The 16,316-nt window shown below is 46.3% G+C and carries 19 protein-coding genes; 13 read left to right on the forward strand and 6 right to left on the reverse strand.

Annotation, left to right across the window (positions count from 1 at the left end):
* Positions 1 to 62: 62 nt before the first annotated feature.
* Entirely contained in the window at positions 63 to 938 is an 876-nt protein-coding gene (locus ESB13_RS03860; protein ID WP_129001706.1) for a nucleoside phosphorylase, read from the forward strand.
* On the opposite strand, the gene ESB13_RS03865 is transcribed toward ESB13_RS03860, so the two are convergent.
* From ESB13_RS03865 to ESB13_RS03880, 4 genes are all read right to left on the reverse strand, one after another.
* Entirely contained in the window at positions 935 to 1,348 is a 414-nt protein-coding gene (locus ESB13_RS03865) for a response regulator (protein ID WP_164974086.1), read from the reverse strand. The genes ESB13_RS03860 and ESB13_RS03865 overlap by 4 nt on opposite strands.
* Positions 1,349 to 1,662: 314 nt before the next feature.
* Complete coding sequence (locus tag ESB13_RS03870) at positions 1,663 to 2,775, reverse strand: M42 family metallopeptidase (protein ID WP_129001708.1); 1,113 nt, start codon at positions 2,773 to 2,775, stop codon at positions 1,663 to 1,665.
* 6 nt (positions 2,776 to 2,781) lie between these two features.
* Entirely contained in the window at positions 2,782 to 3,693 is a 912-nt protein-coding gene (locus ESB13_RS03875) for a UbiA prenyltransferase family protein (protein WP_129001709.1), read from the reverse strand.
* 11 nt (positions 3,694 to 3,704) lie between these two features.
* A complete protein-coding gene (locus ESB13_RS03880) occupies positions 3,705 to 4,184 on the reverse strand; it encodes a hypothetical protein (protein ID WP_129001710.1) in 480 nt (159 codons plus the stop codon).
* Between ESB13_RS03880 and ESB13_RS03885 the strand changes: the two genes are divergently transcribed.
* Positions 4,183 to 5,196 carry a long-chain-fatty-acid--protein ligase gene (locus ESB13_RS03885; RefSeq protein ID WP_129001711.1) on the forward strand — a complete coding sequence of 338 codons (1,014 nt, stop codon included), beginning with the start codon at positions 4,183 to 4,185 and terminating at the stop codon, positions 5,194 to 5,196. The genes ESB13_RS03880 and ESB13_RS03885 overlap by 2 nt on opposite strands.
* Here the strand turns inward: ESB13_RS03885 and ESB13_RS03890 are convergent.
* Positions 5,193 to 5,387 (reverse strand): hypothetical protein, encoded by a 195-nt coding sequence (locus tag ESB13_RS03890; RefSeq protein ID WP_129001712.1) that lies wholly within the window; start codon positions 5,385 to 5,387, stop codon positions 5,193 to 5,195. The two genes, ESB13_RS03885 and ESB13_RS03890, sit on opposite strands and share 4 nt — an antisense overlap.
* A gap of 106 nt (positions 5,388 to 5,493) precedes the next feature.
* On the opposite strand from ESB13_RS03890, the gene ESB13_RS03895 reads away from it, so the two are divergent.
* Entirely contained in the window at positions 5,494 to 6,189 is a 696-nt protein-coding gene (locus ESB13_RS03895; RefSeq protein ID WP_129001713.1) for an aspartyl/asparaginyl beta-hydroxylase domain-containing protein, read from the forward strand.
* A 22-nt stretch (positions 6,190 to 6,211) separates the two neighbouring features.
* The gene (locus ESB13_RS03900) at positions 6,212 to 7,189 is read left to right on the forward strand and encodes a sulfotransferase family protein (RefSeq protein ID WP_129001714.1); all 978 of its coding nucleotides are present in this window, start codon (positions 6,212 to 6,214) and stop codon (positions 7,187 to 7,189) included.
* On the opposite strand, the gene cysC is transcribed toward ESB13_RS03900, so the two are convergent.
* Entirely contained in the window at positions 7,170 to 7,691 is a 522-nt protein-coding gene (gene cysC / locus ESB13_RS03905) for an adenylyl-sulfate kinase (RefSeq protein ID WP_129001715.1), read from the reverse strand. The genes ESB13_RS03900 and cysC overlap by 20 nt on opposite strands.
* 246 nt (positions 7,692 to 7,937) lie before the next feature.
* On the opposite strand from cysC, the gene ESB13_RS03910 reads away from it, so the two are divergent.
* From ESB13_RS03910 to ESB13_RS03950, 9 genes are all read left to right on the forward strand, one after another.
* Complete coding sequence (locus ESB13_RS03910; protein ID WP_129001716.1) at positions 7,938 to 9,026, forward strand: ABC transporter substrate-binding protein; 1,089 nt, start codon at positions 7,938 to 7,940, stop codon at positions 9,024 to 9,026.
* A gap of 1 nt (position 9,027) precedes the next feature.
* Positions 9,028 to 9,957 carry a methionyl-tRNA formyltransferase gene (locus ESB13_RS03915; protein WP_129001717.1) on the forward strand — a complete coding sequence of 310 codons (930 nt, stop codon included), beginning with the start codon at positions 9,028 to 9,030 and terminating at the stop codon, positions 9,955 to 9,957.
* A 34-nt stretch (positions 9,958 to 9,991) separates the two neighbouring features.
* Entirely contained in the window at positions 9,992 to 10,597 is a 606-nt protein-coding gene (locus tag ESB13_RS03920; protein ID WP_129001718.1) for a phage tail protein, read from the forward strand.
* A gap of 31 nt (positions 10,598 to 10,628) precedes the next feature.
* The gene (locus ESB13_RS03925; RefSeq protein WP_129001719.1) at positions 10,629 to 11,255 is read left to right on the forward strand and encodes a phage tail protein; all 627 of its coding nucleotides are present in this window, start codon (positions 10,629 to 10,631) and stop codon (positions 11,253 to 11,255) included.
* A gap of 30 nt (positions 11,256 to 11,285) precedes the next feature.
* Positions 11,286 to 11,891, forward strand: coding sequence for a phage tail protein (locus tag ESB13_RS03930; protein ID WP_129001720.1), 606 nt, complete (start codon positions 11,286 to 11,288; stop codon positions 11,889 to 11,891).
* A gap of 49 nt (positions 11,892 to 11,940) precedes the next feature.
* Positions 11,941 to 12,594: a hypothetical protein gene (locus ESB13_RS03935; protein WP_129001721.1), complete on the forward strand. Its 654-nt coding sequence runs from the start codon at positions 11,941 to 11,943 to the stop codon at positions 12,592 to 12,594.
* Between the two features lie 137 nt (positions 12,595 to 12,731).
* Positions 12,732 to 14,309, forward strand: a complete 1,578-nt coding sequence (locus ESB13_RS03940) for a pyridoxal phosphate-dependent decarboxylase family protein (RefSeq protein WP_129001722.1) — start codon at positions 12,732 to 12,734, stop codon at positions 14,307 to 14,309.
* 11 nt (positions 14,310 to 14,320) lie between these two features.
* Positions 14,321 to 15,865: a phenylacetate--CoA ligase family protein gene (locus ESB13_RS03945; RefSeq protein ID WP_129001723.1), complete on the forward strand. Its 1,545-nt coding sequence runs from the start codon at positions 14,321 to 14,323 to the stop codon at positions 15,863 to 15,865.
* 6 nt (positions 15,866 to 15,871) lie between these two features.
* Positions 15,872 to 16,312, forward strand: coding sequence for a hypothetical protein (locus ESB13_RS03950; protein ID WP_129001724.1), 441 nt, complete (start codon positions 15,872 to 15,874; stop codon positions 16,310 to 16,312).
* Positions 16,313 to 16,316: the final 4 nt, after the last annotated feature.

Here is a 16,316-nt window from a genome sequence, read left to right on the forward strand (position 1 = left end):
CAACTCAATTTCTACCATCTATTCTCTATTTTTGCCCTTTACTAACCCGTTATCATATAAGCATGAATATTATTCCCGAAAGCGAACTCATTATCAATAGCAGGGGTGCCATCTACCACCTCGACCTGCGTCCCGAAGAACTCGCACCCACCGTTATCACCGTAGGTGATCCCGACCGCGTAGCCGCCATCAGCAAATATTTCGATGAAATAGAAGTCAAAAGGCAACACCGCGAATTCATCTCCCATACAGGACGCCTCGGGAATAAAAGGATAACAGTCGTGTCTACAGGCATCGGCCCCGATAATATCGATATCGTATTGAACGAACTCGACGCCCTCGTAAACATCGATTTCACTTCCCGCACCATAAAACCTGAACTCGCCTCCCTCCAGATCCTCAGGGTAGGCACCAGCGGTTCCCTCAAGGCCGATATCCCCGTTGATGCCTGCGTCGCCGGCACTCATGGCCTCGGTATCGATAACCTGCTCAACTATTACCGCCACGAAAACAACGACGAAGAAAAACTGATCATAAAAGAATTCGTTACCCATACACAACTCGATAGCCAGTTTGCGCAACCTTATATTACACAGGCCAGCGCATCTCTGTTAAAGCACTTCGTCACAGGCTTCCACCAGGGTATTACCGTTACCTGCCCGGGCTTCTACGGACCGCAAGGCAGGGTATTACGCCTCGGTCTTACCAACCCCGAACTCATTAACAGGCTCACCGAATTCCAGTACGGGCCTTTTAGAATATCGAATTTTGAAATGGAAACCAGCGCTATATACGGACTGGGTAAACTATTGGGACATCATTGCCTGAGCCTGAATGCCATCGTAGCAAACAGGGTCACAAAGCAGTTTACAAAAGATGGAGCAGCAGCAGTAGAAAACCTGATAAAGAAAGTATTGGAGCAGTTATCGGCATTTTAGATAACAGCCCCCTGTATAAGATCATAGATCGCAGCGGAAAACCGGTGGTAATCACTAAATACCATCGGTTTTTCTATGCAGGCGCTTGCCCCCATTTCCATAGCCTTATTGATCGTGTATTCAGAAAAAGAAACGGAAATAAGAATAACAGGTATCTCCTGGTAAAGCTTGTTGTGTTTTAATTCATGTAATATCTCCAGGCCATTCTTCCTTGGTAAACTTAAATTAACCAATATCAGCTGCGGTAATTGCCCTGGCTGTAAAAGCCTTAATAAACCATCGTAATTTGGAGCAAACCCTGCTATCTCAAAATGCCCGTCCAGATGCTCCCGCATAAGACTGCATTCATCCGCATCATCCTCCACAATAAGGATGCGTTTTCGGATTACAGATGTTGTTAACTGGGTCATAGTAGTATACTTTAACACATTAAAACTATCCATTTACCCCATCATCCATTAACCTTCCAACCCATTTTAAGTGTCATTTATAACCCCATCCCGCTCCTTTAAACCCCTTTTAATAATATCCACCCATCTTCACCCGTCTTTAAGCTCCTGGTAATGCAATCGCTCCCAAAAATCGTCCTCAGATCCGCTTCCGACCTCCCCAAAAACAAAACCGGCGATTCAATAAGAACCGCCGGCACTTTATAAAAAAATCAATGAACAATAAATGATCTGAAACAGAAAATGACAACAATTAAATCCTGTCGCCTATATCCCTAAAAATAACTCAGGTTGGTCTTGGGCGTCAGCTTCAGCAACGTCTCGTACATCAGCTTGATGGTATGCTCAATATCATTCTTATGTATCATCTCAACAGTCGTATGCATATAACGTAACGGCAGCGATATCAGCACAGAAGGACAACCATCATTCGCATAAGCAAAACTATCGGTATCCGTACCGGTACTGCGGCTTACAGTACGCAGCTGCACAGGAATTTCTTTCTCTTCAGCTACTTCCTGAACCAGGTCTAACAACTTGTTATGCACCGCAGGACCATAGGCCAGCGAAGGACCACGGCCGCACAATACATCGCCTTCTACAATCTTATTCACCATAGGGGTATGCGTGTCATGCGTTACGTCGGTGATGATCGCTACATCAGGTTTAATACGGCGTGCAATCATCTCTGCGCCACGTAAACCAATCTCCTCCTGTACCGCATTTACAATGTATAAAGCAAAAGGTAGCTTCTTCTTATTCTCTTTTAATAAACGGGCAACCTCGGCGATCATAAAACCTCCCGCACGGTTATCCATGGCACGGCCAACATAATAATCATACGCCAGCTCCTCAAACCCTTCATCATACGTAACCACGGCACCAATATGAATACCCAAAGCCTCCACTTCTTTCTTGCTGCGCGCACCGCAATCCAGGAACAGGTTTTCCACCTTGGGCTGGGGCTCTTTATTGTCGTTGTTGCTCAAACGTGTATGAATGGCAGGCCAGCCAAAAACAGCCTTTACAGCACCCTTCTTGCCATGTATCAGCACACGCTTGCTGGGAGCTATCTGGTGGTCTACACCGCCATTACGCTTAAGATAAATAAGCCCCTGGTCATTGATGTAGTTCACAAACCAGCTGATCTCATCCGCATGCCCCTCTATCACCACCTTGAATTTCTCCTGCGGGTTAATGACGCCTACTGCCGTACCATAAGGATCGGTAAAATAAGTATCAACATAAGGTTGAAGATAGTCCAGCCATAACTTCTGCCCGCTGCTCTCAAAACCAACAGGAGAAGCATTATTGATATAGTTCCGGAAGAATTCTAATGACGATTCGGTCAGCACACCTTTCTCTTTCGCCTTTTTTTCTTTTGCCATATAATTTTATATTTTAATAAGTGTTATGCCTATGATACCGCAAATAGCCTTTACCATCATAAGCCCGTCAATGACCGCAAGATAATACAGAATATTTTTACGCTCGTGTAACGACCAGCCCACCCATACCATCCACACAAAAGGAATAGTGTTGGCTACAATTCGCCCTGCCGGGAAATGATTCAGCGCCGCAAAACAAAAGAAACTGAATAACCCCAGAACAGTAAGCGGTATAATGATAAAGAAAAGCGTCTTCCGTAACCCCACGCGAACAACAAAGGTCTTAAGCTGCTTGTTCGAGTCCGACGCGTAATCCTTAATATCGAACATGATACAAAGTACCGTAATGAACATCCAGTTCTTCAGCGAAAACCAGGCGATATGATACGGGGATATCTTCCATAACCCCGCTTCCGCAGCATGCCATATAAGCGGGTATATCGCAACTGCCCCCGTCCATACAAAGCCTATTACAAAGGGTTTCATCCAGCCTGTACGGCGCAGGTTCAGCCGCAGCGGCCGGAATAGCGGAATGTCATAATACAGGGCAGCAACAACAGGAAATAGGAAAACCAGCCCCCAGTAACCAACAGGTAAATGCACCAGTGCTGACCCATACCTAAATAGGAGATAGGCCGTACAAACAACCCCGGTAATCCCCAATGTCCATTGCGAACCACGTATAAAGTGGGCATGATGGTAATACCACAGCGCACGGGCATTTTGCACGTCAACATAATGCTCATTTATATACGCATAGGTGTAGTAAACCACCGATCCGCAGAATAAGGCGATGTAAAACGCCGGATGATTCAGGGTAAGTCCAAGCTGGAGATTGGTCTCTATAGCAAGCGCAACAGCACAGCAACCATAAAAATAGTTGCCGAAAAGAAGCAGGTCAGTGAAACGCTTCCACAAAAGAAAATGCTTTATTCTATGACAATAATGCCCGTCTTAACGGTATCGCTAACGTTCCGGGCCCTATCCTGCACCCATATCTTGTAATAGCCGCTGTCTGTTTTTTCCCCGCTGACGGAAGCGCAGAAATTACTGATAAAGGCATTGTAATTGGGATTATCAAGACCATTGTAGAAAGTAATGTCTATCTCAGCCTTCAGGCTGCCCTGGGAAGGGAAATCGGCTATTTTATACTTGGTGATCTCGTTCGAAGGTTCACAGGAATAACGGACACGCTCCATAAATAAAGTGTCCTGTATATCGCCTTCCTTATCGGTAACGTCTAAAACGATGTTCAATACCTGGTTTTGCGATACCCTGTCAGTGTTCACACTCTTCAGCTTGATCTGGGGTTTCGTCGTAAACTGATCTTTTTTACAGGCAGCAACTCCTACTCCTATCAATATTACCGCAACTATCAATAATTTTGCTTTCATTTTGTCTGCTTTCATGTCAAATTTAAACAAAACAACGTATCCCGGATTACTCCCTTCATTGTTTGTTAACAAACTTTTTGAAGATACCCTGGCTTTCGACGCCGCTGCCTTGTCGCTGGCTGCATTTCAATACCAGCACAATAAACCCTATCAGCAATGGTGCCAGCTGCTCCAAAAGCCCGATCCCACGGCCGCAGGCCTTGCCGGCATCCCCTTCCTTCCGGTGTCTTTCTTTAAAACACAGGAAGTAATTACAGGCTCGTTTACACCTGAAATCGTCTTCGAAAGCAGCGGTACAACCCAAACCGTCAACAGCCGCCACCTGGTAAAAGACCTGTCTGTCTATGAGAAAAGCTGCATCACAGCCTTCGAAAGGCTTTATGGCCCCATCGCCGATTGGTGTATCATAGGCCTCTTGCCAGCCTACCTCGAACGTCAGAACTCCTCCCTGGTACATATGGTCAACAGGTTCATGGAACGCTCCGGCCGCCCCGAAAATGGCTTCTATCTCTACGATCACGCCCAGCTTCATCAAACCTTGCTGTCCCTCGAAGCCCGTAAGCAAAAAACACTGCTCATAGGCGTAACATTCGGCCTGCTCGATTTTGCAGCAGCTTATCCCATGCAGCTCGGGCACACCGTCATAATGGAAACAGGTGGCATGAAAGGCCGCCGCGCCGAACTAACCCGCTACGAACTCCATGCATACCTGCAACAGCAACTGGGCGTCTCCGCCATTCACTCCGAATACGGTATGACCGAACTCCTCAGCCAGGGCTATTCCCTGGGAGAAGGACGCTTCGTCTGCCCCCCATGGATGAAAATACTGGTCAGGGATGAAGAAGATCCGTTAGTTGTCTCCCTGCAGGGCAAAGGCATCATCAATGTCATCGACCTTGCCAACATCTTCAGCTGTGCTTTCATCGCCACCGACGATGTAGGCACAGTTTACCCCGATGGTTCATTTGAAGTCTGGGGCAGGGTAGATGCCAGCGACATCCGCGGCTGTAGTCTCATGGTGGTTTAAGAAGGCCTGTCCTTCGTATTCTTGATCAGGCCAATACCGGCAAAAAAGAAGATGAGCCCCAGGATGGAATAAATGGCGATAGCCTTGATATTCCTGACGCCGCCCGACCCGTTCATGAACTGTACGGCCGCCAGTATTAATCCCAGTGCCCCTAATAAGGAAAAAAGAATACCCAATACGCGCTTTTCCATAGTGTTTTTTAGGAAATACAGGTTACAAATAATATGCTATGATTTAGGGGGATATTCCCTTTATTCATTATATTTGATCAACCTTACACCTATAACCTGATACACTATGATTCGCTTTGCTTGCCTTCCACTATCCGTTGACCTTCCATCCATACAACACGAGGTAACACAACTTACTACAGAATGGATGCCTCACCTCAACACAAAATACTATACCGGTAATTGGGATATAAAATCACTCCGTTCGCCGCGCGGTGCAGAAGATAACAGCGTTCCCGACCTTATGAGCGCCGGCGATACCTATCTCGATACCCCCCTCATGGCGCGATGCCCCGCTATACAGGAATTTACCGGTAACCTGCAATGCAACATCATGTCCGTAAGGTTGATGAACCTGAGAAGTGGTGCCGTCATTAAACCACACCGCGACTACGACCTCTGTTTCGAAAAAGGAGAAGCCAGGATCCATGTCCCTGTATTCACAAACGATCAGGTTACGTTTTATTGTGAAGAACAACTGGTGCCCATGCGCGAAGGCGAATGCTGGTACATCAATGCCAATAAAACACATCAGGTCGCCAACCGCGGAACTTCCGACCGCATTCACCTCGTCATAGACTGCGTGGTGAACGACTGGATGAAAGACCTCTTCGGGCGTGCAGAAAAAAATGAAGTGCCTGATATCCTGGATGTGCAGGAAACCATGGCTTTGATTGCCGCATTGAAAACGCACCATACAGAAATGGCAAACACCATGGCAGCTTCACTCCAAGCGCAACTCGAAGCGCAGGCCACAGCATAACTAAAAAAACACTCGAACCTATATGACAACCGCTTTACACCAGGCTGCATTGGCCGGCTGGATACCCTTTAAATTACGCAATGGTACAGAAGTGCAATGGCTATACACCGGCACCCAACCCTATACCGATCCCTTCTTCGATGAAACCATCAGCAAATGCAAGTCTTTCCCTGAAAATAATCACTTGAAACGTAGTGCCAGCTCCTGCGATATGTTGGAGGAATGGTCGCTTGTGGGCGATACATTGCCGCCTTCTGCCGTCATTTTCCATGTCTCACGCTGCGGATCTACCTTGCTGGCTCAACTAATGGGCCTCGATAGCAATAATATAGCATTGGCGGAAGTGCCTTTTTTCGACGACCTGCTCCGGGCAAAATATAAACCGGGTGGCAAAGACCTTTCCCACCTGCTGCCACATGCCGTCTCCTTCTATACGCAAAAAAGAAGGGGTGGCGAAAAAAAGGCCTTTATAAAAGCCGACAGTTGGCACTTATTCTTTTACGATCAGTTGAGAGCGCTGTATCCAAACATTCCCTTTATCCTCTTATATAGGCGCCCCGATGAAGTGATTGCTTCACAGGAAAAAAGAAGAGGAATGCATGCCGTACCGGGTGTCGTCGAAAATGAAATATTCGAATTAGGTGAACTGCCCGATTATACGCATCCGCTTAATACCTATATGGCGGCAGTATTACAACAGTATTACCAGAAAATGCAGCAGATCCGGGCTGTTGACGACTTATCTTATTTAATAAATTATAACGAAGGGTTCGTTGCCATAACGGAAAAGCTCTACGAATTAACAGGTACAATATTGACGCCCGAAGCCCGGCAGTCTGTTGCTGAAAGATGCAGTTACGATGCCAAGGAACCCTATAAGAAATTTAGCAGTGAACTTTTAGATGATAACGCCCCATCTGAATACATGGAAAAAGCATTTGAAGAATATCATAGGCTCGAACAATTGAGGAAAAAAGACATTATAAATGTTTCTTTATAAAATCTAAAAAAAACGCAGTAGCCTCTTCAGGACTCGATAAGGAGGTGTTTAATATGAGATCCGCATGCGAAGGGTCTTCATAAGGATCGTTTACGCCCGTAAGGTTGGTAATATATTCAGGATGGCTTGCATCTAACAAGGCTCTTCTGTATAATCCCTTCGTGTCCCTTTCTATTAACACACGAAGCGGGCAATGTATGAATACAGTCTTGGCTTTATATAGCGATGCCAATTCATCTCTTGCTTCCTGGTAAGGGTTGATGGCGGCTATGATGGCAACCATTCCTTGTTGGCAATAAGAACTGGCCACCTTTCCCAGTCGCCTTATATTCTCGCAACGGTCAGCGCGCGAGAAGCCAAGGTCTGCACATATGGTTTTGCGATATTCATCGCCATCGATAATAATTGTAGGTATGCCTTCGTCCAATAATCGTGTCTTCACCATATTGGCTATCGTGCTTTTCCCGGCGCCGGACAATCCCGTGAGTTGAATCAGTAACATAAACAAATACTATTGATAGTATGATCTATTATTTAATGAAAATTATAAATATTTTTTAAATTAAGGAAGGTATAATGTAGTATTTATAATATAAATGTTTTAGATTTGGAGAAGTTAAAATTTACGCCTGCCATTTCTTTATTACTATATCATGAAAACTTAACCTCTATCCTTATTGCCGCTTTCCTGCAGTCGGATCCTGTGAAATAAGATACCCCATATGTAAACCTAAACAACAAATATAGAATGAAAACACTGTCTCTGGGCCTTCTGCTGCCCACGTCTACAATATTGCCCATAAGCAAGGATTTTGAACGCGGAGTGAAAGATGGATTTAATACCCACTCCCAGATAATAGAAATAGAAATTATTAAAGAGTTTATTGGACAGGGTGGAGCCAAACAGGCAGAAGATGCTTCTGGCCGCTTCTTCAATTACCACGATGTAGATGTAGTGTCGGGTGTGCTATCGCATAAGGTGGCCGACGACCTGGCGGAACAATTTAAAAAAAGAAAGATCCCTTTTATTGTGAACGATCTGGGCGGGCATATCCCCCAGGTAGATAAGCTGAACGATTATACCTATCTCAACTCATTACACCTGTGGCGGCATGCCTGGTCTATTGGTAAATGGGGCGTGGAAACCTTTGGTAAAAAAGGAATGTATATAAGTGCAGTCTACGACTCCGGGTACGCATTTTCACAAATGTTTCATGAAGGTATGATGGCTGCCGATCCGCGTGCGGAATGGTCCTTTTCTGTTTGCCCCATGCCCGATGCAGGAAACCTGTCCGATATGTCGGTGATATTCCCTTTTATGGAAGAATATCAGCCCGACTTTATTTTTGCTACATTCTGTGGCGCCGAAACAACTTTGTTCCTGAACGAATGCATTGCAAGAGGATGGCATAAAAGAACCAATATTATAGGTCTCCCTTTTATCACCGAGCCACTGGGACCACTGCATGCCGATGTAACGGTCTATTCTACTATAGCCGCGCAGAACGCAGAAATGATTGTACCCGAACGTTCATTTTATTACCTGGGTTACGAAACAGGAGCGATGCTTGCAAAAGCAGCAGCCAAAGGAGGTGACCTCAATACACAGTTGCAGGAATTATATAAAGGACTCAGGCTGGTAGGGCAGGAGCAGGCGTTGAAATACGATGAGTCATATGAAGTCATAATGACACGCAATTCCATTAAAGCGGGCGACACCGGTAAACACTCGGAAGTAATAAGTACGCTGCCCGTTTTTACAATGGAGATGCAGTCAATGAAATCATTAGTGAACGATATTCACTTCGGTTGGATGAACCCTTACCTCTGCATATAATATGAACACCATTCTGCTTTGCAATTCCGATACGCTGGCCATTCCTGCTGCCCTGCACTTGCATCACGCAGGTCAGTTGGCTGCAGTTGTGATCCCCGAACGTTCCGCCGCTGTTTTGAAAAACAGTTTCGCTCAGGTGATGATTCCACCGGAAAAAATACAAGTGGTCTCCAGGCAGCAGTTGGAAGCAACACTCACGAACCTGGTAACAACTACAAAAGCAGACCTGCTGCTTACCATGACTTTCCCCTGGAAATTGCCGGATGGCGTATTGTCATTACCCACCTTCGGATGTATCAATTTTCATTTCGGACTACTGCCCGTTTACCAGGGCGCCGATCCTGTTTTTTGGCAATTGCGCAATGGTGAAAAGGAAGGGGGTATTACCGTACATATAATGACTTCCCACATCGATAACGGGCCCGTATTGCATTATGCAAAGTTGCCACTTATGCCCGGTGAAACCTATGGTATACATTGCGAGCGGCTGGGGCATGCTGCCGTTGCTGCTATGCAAAAGGTCATGAATATTTTGCAAAACAACACCGGTACGGCTACACCACAGGAAGAAACGGTACCAGCTTATTATAAGGCGCCCGGTTTCCACGAACGCACCATTCAATGGAAGCAACAGTCGGCGGCAGAAGTAATTCAACTCGTAAATGCTTGTAACCCCAGGTATGGTGGCGCCATCACTACCTTTCGCAATATGCAGGTGAACCTGTTGGAAGCCATTCCCGTAGAAGTTAATAATCCACCCGAACAGGTCTTGCCCGGCACTATCGTGCATGCCGATATTGTTTATGGCATCATTGCAGCCTGCTGCGATAACAAATTTATAAGGATAAATATCGTCCAAATGCGCGAAGGCTATCTGTCAGGCAACAAACTGTCTCAAATGGGATGGCAAACAGGAGAACGATTTATCTGATAAACTCATTTCTTAATCATAAAAACAAACATCTATGGACGGAACAGTTGGCGAAATAAGATTGTTTGCTGGTAGCTTCGCACCCAGAAGCTGGGCTTTCTGCCAGGCGCAAACAATTCAGGTTAGGGCTAACACTGCCCTGTATTCTATCATCGGAATAATGTATGGCGGTGACGGAACTACGACTTTTAAGCTCCCCGATTTTGCAGGAAGAGTGGCTGTTGGGGTAGGTCAGGAGAACGGCCTTTCCCTGTATGCACCAGGACAGCAGGGAGGTACTATCGCTGTAACGCTGGCTGCCAGCGACATTCCTGTACACACGCATCTGGCAACTCCCACCTTAGCGTCTCAGGGGTCGGGAACGGCTACGTTGAATGCTGTCAATGGAGCTACTTTATCAACCCCGGGAGGTAATTATATTGGAACCGATTCCAATACCAATTTCTTTTCCAATGTAACACCAGCTGCGCCGGCGCCCATGGCATCTGCGTCGCTCGAGGTGTCTAATGTGGTGGCTCCTCAGATAACTTCCGTTACCCTGAGCGCTATAGGAGGTAACACTCCTCACAACAATTTGCAGCCATACCTGGTAATGAACTTCATTATTTGCATGTTTGGCGTATACCCTTCACGTAACTAATCATCAATTAACTAGAACTAAATTATTTATTATGGAAGGATATTTTGCTGAGATTCGGTGCTTTTCCGGAAACTTCGCACCTAAATATTGGGCGTTTTGCTGGGGGCAAACTTTGCCTGTTTCCACAAATCAGGCCCTGTTTGCACTCTTGTACACCACCTTTGGTGGTAATGGAATGCAAACTTTTCAATTGCCGGATTTTAGAAGCCGTGTTCCTGTTGGTACAGGTGTCCCATCCTACAATACCAATCTTAACTTTGTATTGGGACAAAAAGGAGGCGAGGAAACGCATACGCTGATCACCTCTGAAATGACAATGCACACACATGGCGTTACGGTAGTGCAAGGCACAGGAGCGCCGGTGGTGGGTGTTACATTGAACGGAACCGCCAGTAATGGCAACACCGCCGACCCGCAGGGCGCCTTGTTGGCACACGACGATGGAAGTTCCACTGTTAATATCTATGCAAATGCTTCTAATGCGTCGGCCAAAGTCGCTATGGCTCCAAATTCCGTTACATTGACTAACCTGGTTGCAGGTATACCCACTGTTAACATCAGCCCCAATGGGGGAAATCAGCCACACAACAATATTCAGCCGGTATTGGGTATGCACTATGTTATTTGTACGCAAGGCATATTCCCCTCCAGGAACTAATTATTGAATAATTTATTAAAAAATATTTTTATGGAAGGAACTATAGGTGAAATCCGAATGTTCGCAGGTAATTTTAATCCGCTTTACTGGTTGTATTGCCGCGGCCAGCAGGTCGACATAAACCAGTATATTGCCTTGTATGCTATCGTGGGAATAACCTACGGAGGCGACGCACAAACTAAGTTTAACTTACCTAGCTTGTGTAGCAGGGTGCCAATAGGCGCTGGCCAGGGTACTGGTTTATCCAACTATGAACTCGGCGAAAAAACAGGAACCGAAACGGTGACGTTAACGCAGTTGCAGATTCCATCGCATACGCACATCCCCACGGTGGCTGTCAATTCTGTTACCCCATCCGGTACCGTTACATTGTATGGTGTCAATAGCGCTGGCGGCGACAATACGCCGGTAGGAGAATTGCTGGGCTCCGATGGAAACACTTCCTGTTATGCGCCAGCTACAGATCCAACGGTGCCAATGGCCGCGGGTGCTATAACTGTAAACAGTTTTGCAGGGCCGCTCCCTACCGTAACGGTAGCTACCTATGGCGGCTCCACACCACACAATAATATTCAGCCATATACCGCTGTCAATTATGTCATTTGCGTGGAAGGAATCTTCCCTTCAAGGAATTAACATGCTCCCTTGAAAAATCCCTAATCTATATAACCTAAAACACAGATCCATGTTTCCCCTTCCCATTAAAGTAAAAAACGTTAAACTCTATCCTTACATCAACTGGCCGGGCGGCGGCGTTGGCCCCGCCATCCTACCCGTCATTGAAGGTGCTTCAGGCGTTTACTCTGTCGGAAGCCTTTTTACCAATGTACTGTACAGCTTAAGCCTGCACAACGGTAAACAAAGCGGCCACTTGTCTGTTCACGATACCTATATGGCTATCGGTGAAACAGAAGCCGGCATACCCTTTACCTCTCACTGGATGTATTGCCTCAAAACAGGGGAAGAGCCCTCTTTCGGTCTTACCATCAATGCCTTTTATGTACCCTACAACTACCTGCCCGGCGCAGTCGCGGCTCCCCCGCATTTTAACCTGGCTCCGCTTACCGATATTACAGTAAGCCAGCTTTTTGCGCCGCCGGCTGTAGGACAGTATGCGCTTATTACAAAAGGCACGGGTAATATCATCGCCACTAAAACAGGTACGCCAAATCAAATAGGCGTCGAAGTAACAGGGGGCGAACGTTCAGGTGTGTTTTACGCCGGAAGCCAGAACATCATTATCACCGGTAAAAATACAGAAGGCGACCTGGTAACCATAGGCTCGCTTACATGTAGTAATCCCGGGCATCCCGCTGTCTTCTTACAGCAACTGTTATAACACTATTTTGTGATGCACCTCAGGCATAAAAGAAAGTTCTGGCTAAAACACCGGCACAGAACTTTCTTTTGCCTGAATACGCCTATGCATTGAATTGTTGCTTTGAAAAATATCTTTCATTACAAACAAAACACCCCATGCCTGATAACCAAAGTGCTGCGTCTCTTAATTACCAACTCCATTATTCAAACCGGCAGACTCCCGAAAACATCTCCTATGAAGAAGCCTTCTCTACCAAAGAATTCAGGAAGATCTCCGATATAGTAGTCGCTTCACTGGAACAGTACCTCCAGCAGATCGATCCGGTTTGTGGTTTGAACTTGACCGAACCCGCCATCCTCATCGAAAAAGCCCGGAGCTTAATGACGCATGAATCCGAAGAAATCGCCGCATTCGATGAAACCCGGCTGAGAGATATTATAGAATTATACACAAAAACTGGTATACAGGTTCATTCTAAAGGATATATGGGACGCCAGTTCTCAGGCGTATTGCCGCTCTCCGGCATCTTCGATCTGGTGAACGCTACCGTTAACCAACCCTCTTCTTTCTATGAAGCTGCACAATTACCCAATGTGGCGGAACTGATTATGCAGAACGAATTGAATAAGTTTATCGGCTACACAGACAACAGCTTCGCCATGGTCACTACTTCAGGTGGCTCGCTGGCAAACCTTACAGCATTACTGTCCGCTCGTAACTACAAATACCCCAATGTTTGGAATAGCGGTTTGCATAGGCTGCACGAAAATGCAATACCGGCTGTAGCCATCAGTGAAAATGCACATTACAGCATAAAAAGAGCAATTGGCATCATGGGCATTGGTGAAGACCAGCTGGTAAAACTGCCCGTAAATGGTAAAAACCAGATCGACAGCAGCAAGGTGGAATCCTGTCTCAAAAAAGCCAGGGAACAAGGCCTCCGCGTTTTCTGTATGGTGGCATCTGCCTGCACTACAGATACAGGCTCTTTCGATCCGTTGGATGAATTGGCTGCTATTGCACAGGAACATGATAGCTGGCTGCATGTCGATGGCGCCCATGGCGCCAGCCTGCTGTTGTCCGAAAAACACAGGCATAAACTGAAAGGACTCGAAAAAGCCGATTCCTTTATCTGGGATGCACATAAAATGCTGTTCACGCCCGGAACCTGCACGCTCTTGTTTTATAAAAATAAAGAACGTAGCTACGGCGCCTTCCGGCAGGAAGCCAGTTATGTTTTCGAAAAACAAGCCGACATCTATACGTCGCTCGATAGCGGTGAACAGAACTTTGAATGCACCAAAAGACCGGTGATTATGAACCTCTGGGTGTCATGGGCCATGCACGGCAAAGCTGTCTTCTCAAAAAAGATCGACCATCTCTGTCATCTTGCCAACCAGGCCTGGAATATACTGCTGCACGAAGGCGACTTCCAGGTCATCCATGAACCACAGGCCAATATTCTTTGCTTCCGCTATACACCCGCTAACCTCGATCTGCAAACGAATAAGCACTTCCAGTTATATATACGCAATAAAATAAAGGAAGAAGGTAGGTTTTTCATTTCTAAGGTCGAAGTGAATGGAGAGGAAGCCCTGAGAGTGGTTTTTATGAACCACGAAATAGAAATGATACACTTCCGCATGTTATTGCAGGAAATAAGAAAAACCGGCCAGGAAATGATAATCAGCCAAACTAATATTCAACATCAGGCAATCCCCATATCGCAATAAATACTTTATACATGAAACCCAAAAAGACAGGAAATAGATCAATAAAGGAATGGGTAAATAAATTGATCCCAGACGCGGAATGGAAACCCCGCAGTATCGATGAGGTGATCCAACTCCCTTCCTTTTATAGTAAACTCAAAGAATGCGCAAAAGGATTAAATGTGGAATACAGCGCCGTCGATATAGAAGTGCAGAATGCACTTACATTCCGCAGGCTGCAGCAGCTTACCAATATTTTGCTGCTGAATCCGCTCTGGAAAGGTTATATCGCAAAAACAGGTTTGAATGCCGCTCCCAAAAATCTTGAGGAATGGCAGCAGTTGCCCATCTCCGATAAAAAAGCGCTCTCCACATTTTTCATGGGCGCACGTCCCGGCATGGTCGTCCCGCTTCATCAGGGTGGATTCGAAATAGTAGCAAGCGGAGGTACTACCGGCGGAGGTCTCTCCGAAACGGTATACTCACTCCATGAACTGCAGGATACCTACGAAATAGCAGGAGAGTTTATAGGTAAACATATGCTGCATAAATACCTCGCAGGAAAGCAGCCCAAATGGGTGGCAACAACGCTTGCCGACTATCAAATGTGGAGCAGCGGTACAATGGTAGGAGGGGTGTTGCAAAAAATACCAGGCATCAATTATATAGGAGCCGGCCCCCTGAATAAGGATGTCTACCAGCATATGATGAGCTACGAAGGCCCCAAAGCTATCATGGGTATTTCACAGGGAATTGCCTTGCTGAGCGAGTTGGGTATAGGTATGCCCGAAGAAGCGCGCAAAAGCCTTAAGGTAGCCATGTATGGCAGCGGCTTGCTTACGCATCTGCAACAGAAAGCGCTGAAAGACCTTTACCCTAACCTAGCTATCCTGAGCTATTTCGCCGCAACACAGGCCGAAGCCATCGGCTTGCAGCTCAACCATGAATTGCCCGGCCTGGCCGCTGTTCCCGGCTTGCATTTTATTGAAATAGTAGATGAAAACGGTAAATGGGTGGCCGAAGGCGAAGAAGGCGAACTGGTCGTAACCAGGCTTCACGCCAATGAAGTGCCTGTGATCAGGTATAAAGTAGGGGACAGGGTCATAAGAAGGTCCGACATTGTAACCGATGCGCTTAAAACCTTTCAGTTCGAGTTTTCAGGAAGAAGCGGCGACATGATCCACTTGGGCGATACACAATACTTTGCACCACTTGCCTACGAAGGAGTAGCCGCCGCCCTTAAAGAAAAAACTATCGTCGACCTGAAAGAACTGGCACAGGAAATCCAGTTCGTGAACTACAGGAAAGATTCCAGGCTGGCGCTGTTGGCTACTGTCGACGATCCGGCCAAATACACAGGCAAACTGGCCGCCGCATTATCCGATGCTGCCTTGCAGGAATTGTTCTGTAACGCATTTGCATCCTCACTGTCCCTTTTCAATAAACTCGAAGCCAATACAAGCTCCATCAAAAACACAAAATACCAGTTCCAGCTTAGGTTTATCGCAAAAGATAGCGAAGAACTCCACAAAACCAATGTAGGAAAGGTGCCATTGATTAGAGATATTTTTAAATAGTAAATAATGAAGTACAATATTAATATCATTATATCGGTAGATGTGGTGAAAGCATTGTCCGACAAAACGCTGCACAATAGCATCTATCTGATGGACGATAGCCCCTGCGCCAGCTATGGCAAAGGAACAGCCAACCTGGTAACCAGGTGTCTGCCAGGACAAACAATTAAATGGACCAGCTATCCTGTCGATTTGCAAACGCCGGTTGCCATCAGTAGAATCGACTTCCTCCCGGTTGCCGGAGTGGTTTTGCCGCCTCCGGGGTATCCGCCGCAAACAGGCACGGGCCTGCAGCCCGTAAACCCAGATCTCTTTGAATGGACGGGTATCGTTCCTTATTACCTCGTACCCGGCATTCCTTATTATTACCGTCTGCAGTTGGAAATGGGAGAGGGGAAAAATGGCACCATGCATATCAATACCGCAGCGATCATGACAACAGCTTAATTCA

The sequence above is a fragment of the Filimonas effusa genome (genome assembly GCF_004118675.1).
In the GTDB taxonomy this organism is placed as follows: Bacteria; Bacteroidota; Bacteroidia; order Chitinophagales; family Chitinophagaceae; genus Filimonas; species Filimonas effusa.

Excerpts from the sequence above, each read along its gene's own strand:
- ESB13_RS03895 (WP_129001713.1), top strand. The coding sequence starts at position 5,494 with ATGATTCGCTTTGCTTGCCTTCCACTATCCGTTGACCTTCCATCCATA.
- ESB13_RS03885 (WP_129001711.1), top strand. The coding sequence starts at position 4,183 with ATGTCAAATTTAAACAAAACAACGTATCCCGGATTACTCCCTTCATTG.
- ESB13_RS03945 (WP_129001723.1), top strand. The coding sequence starts at position 14,321 with ATGAAACCCAAAAAGACAGGAAATAGATCAATAAAGGAATGGGTAAAT.
- ESB13_RS03925 (WP_129001719.1), top strand. The coding sequence starts at position 10,629 with ATGGAAGGATATTTTGCTGAGATTCGGTGCTTTTCCGGAAACTTCGCA.
- ESB13_RS03935 (WP_129001721.1), top strand. The coding sequence starts at position 11,941 with ATGTTTCCCCTTCCCATTAAAGTAAAAAACGTTAAACTCTATCCTTAC.
- cysC (WP_129001715.1), bottom strand. The coding sequence starts at position 7,691 with ATGTTACTGATTCAACTCACGGGATTGTCCGGCGCCGGGAAAAGCACG.
- ESB13_RS03860 (WP_129001706.1), top strand. The coding sequence starts at position 63 with ATGAATATTATTCCCGAAAGCGAACTCATTATCAATAGCAGGGGTGCC.
- ESB13_RS03910 (WP_129001716.1), top strand. The coding sequence starts at position 7,938 with ATGAAAACACTGTCTCTGGGCCTTCTGCTGCCCACGTCTACAATATTG.
- ESB13_RS03920 (WP_129001718.1), top strand. The coding sequence starts at position 9,992 with ATGGACGGAACAGTTGGCGAAATAAGATTGTTTGCTGGTAGCTTCGCA.
- ESB13_RS03915 (WP_129001717.1), top strand. The coding sequence starts at position 9,028 with ATGAACACCATTCTGCTTTGCAATTCCGATACGCTGGCCATTCCTGCT.
- ESB13_RS03865 (WP_164974086.1), bottom strand. The coding sequence starts at position 1,348 with ATGACCCAGTTAACAACATCTGTAATCCGAAAACGCATCCTTATTGTG.
- ESB13_RS03890 (WP_129001712.1), bottom strand. The coding sequence starts at position 5,387 with ATGGAAAAGCGCGTATTGGGTATTCTTTTTTCCTTATTAGGGGCACTG.
- ESB13_RS03940 (WP_129001722.1), top strand. The coding sequence starts at position 12,732 with ATGCCTGATAACCAAAGTGCTGCGTCTCTTAATTACCAACTCCATTAT.
- ESB13_RS03900 (WP_129001714.1), top strand. The coding sequence starts at position 6,212 with ATGACAACCGCTTTACACCAGGCTGCATTGGCCGGCTGGATACCCTTT.
- ESB13_RS03870 (WP_129001708.1), bottom strand. The coding sequence starts at position 2,775 with ATGGCAAAAGAAAAAAAGGCGAAAGAGAAAGGTGTGCTGACCGAATCG.
- ESB13_RS03950 (WP_129001724.1), top strand. The coding sequence starts at position 15,872 with ATGAAGTACAATATTAATATCATTATATCGGTAGATGTGGTGAAAGCA.
- ESB13_RS03930 (WP_129001720.1), top strand. The coding sequence starts at position 11,286 with ATGGAAGGAACTATAGGTGAAATCCGAATGTTCGCAGGTAATTTTAAT.
- ESB13_RS03880 (WP_129001710.1), bottom strand. The coding sequence starts at position 4,184 with ATGAAAGCAGACAAAATGAAAGCAAAATTATTGATAGTTGCGGTAATA.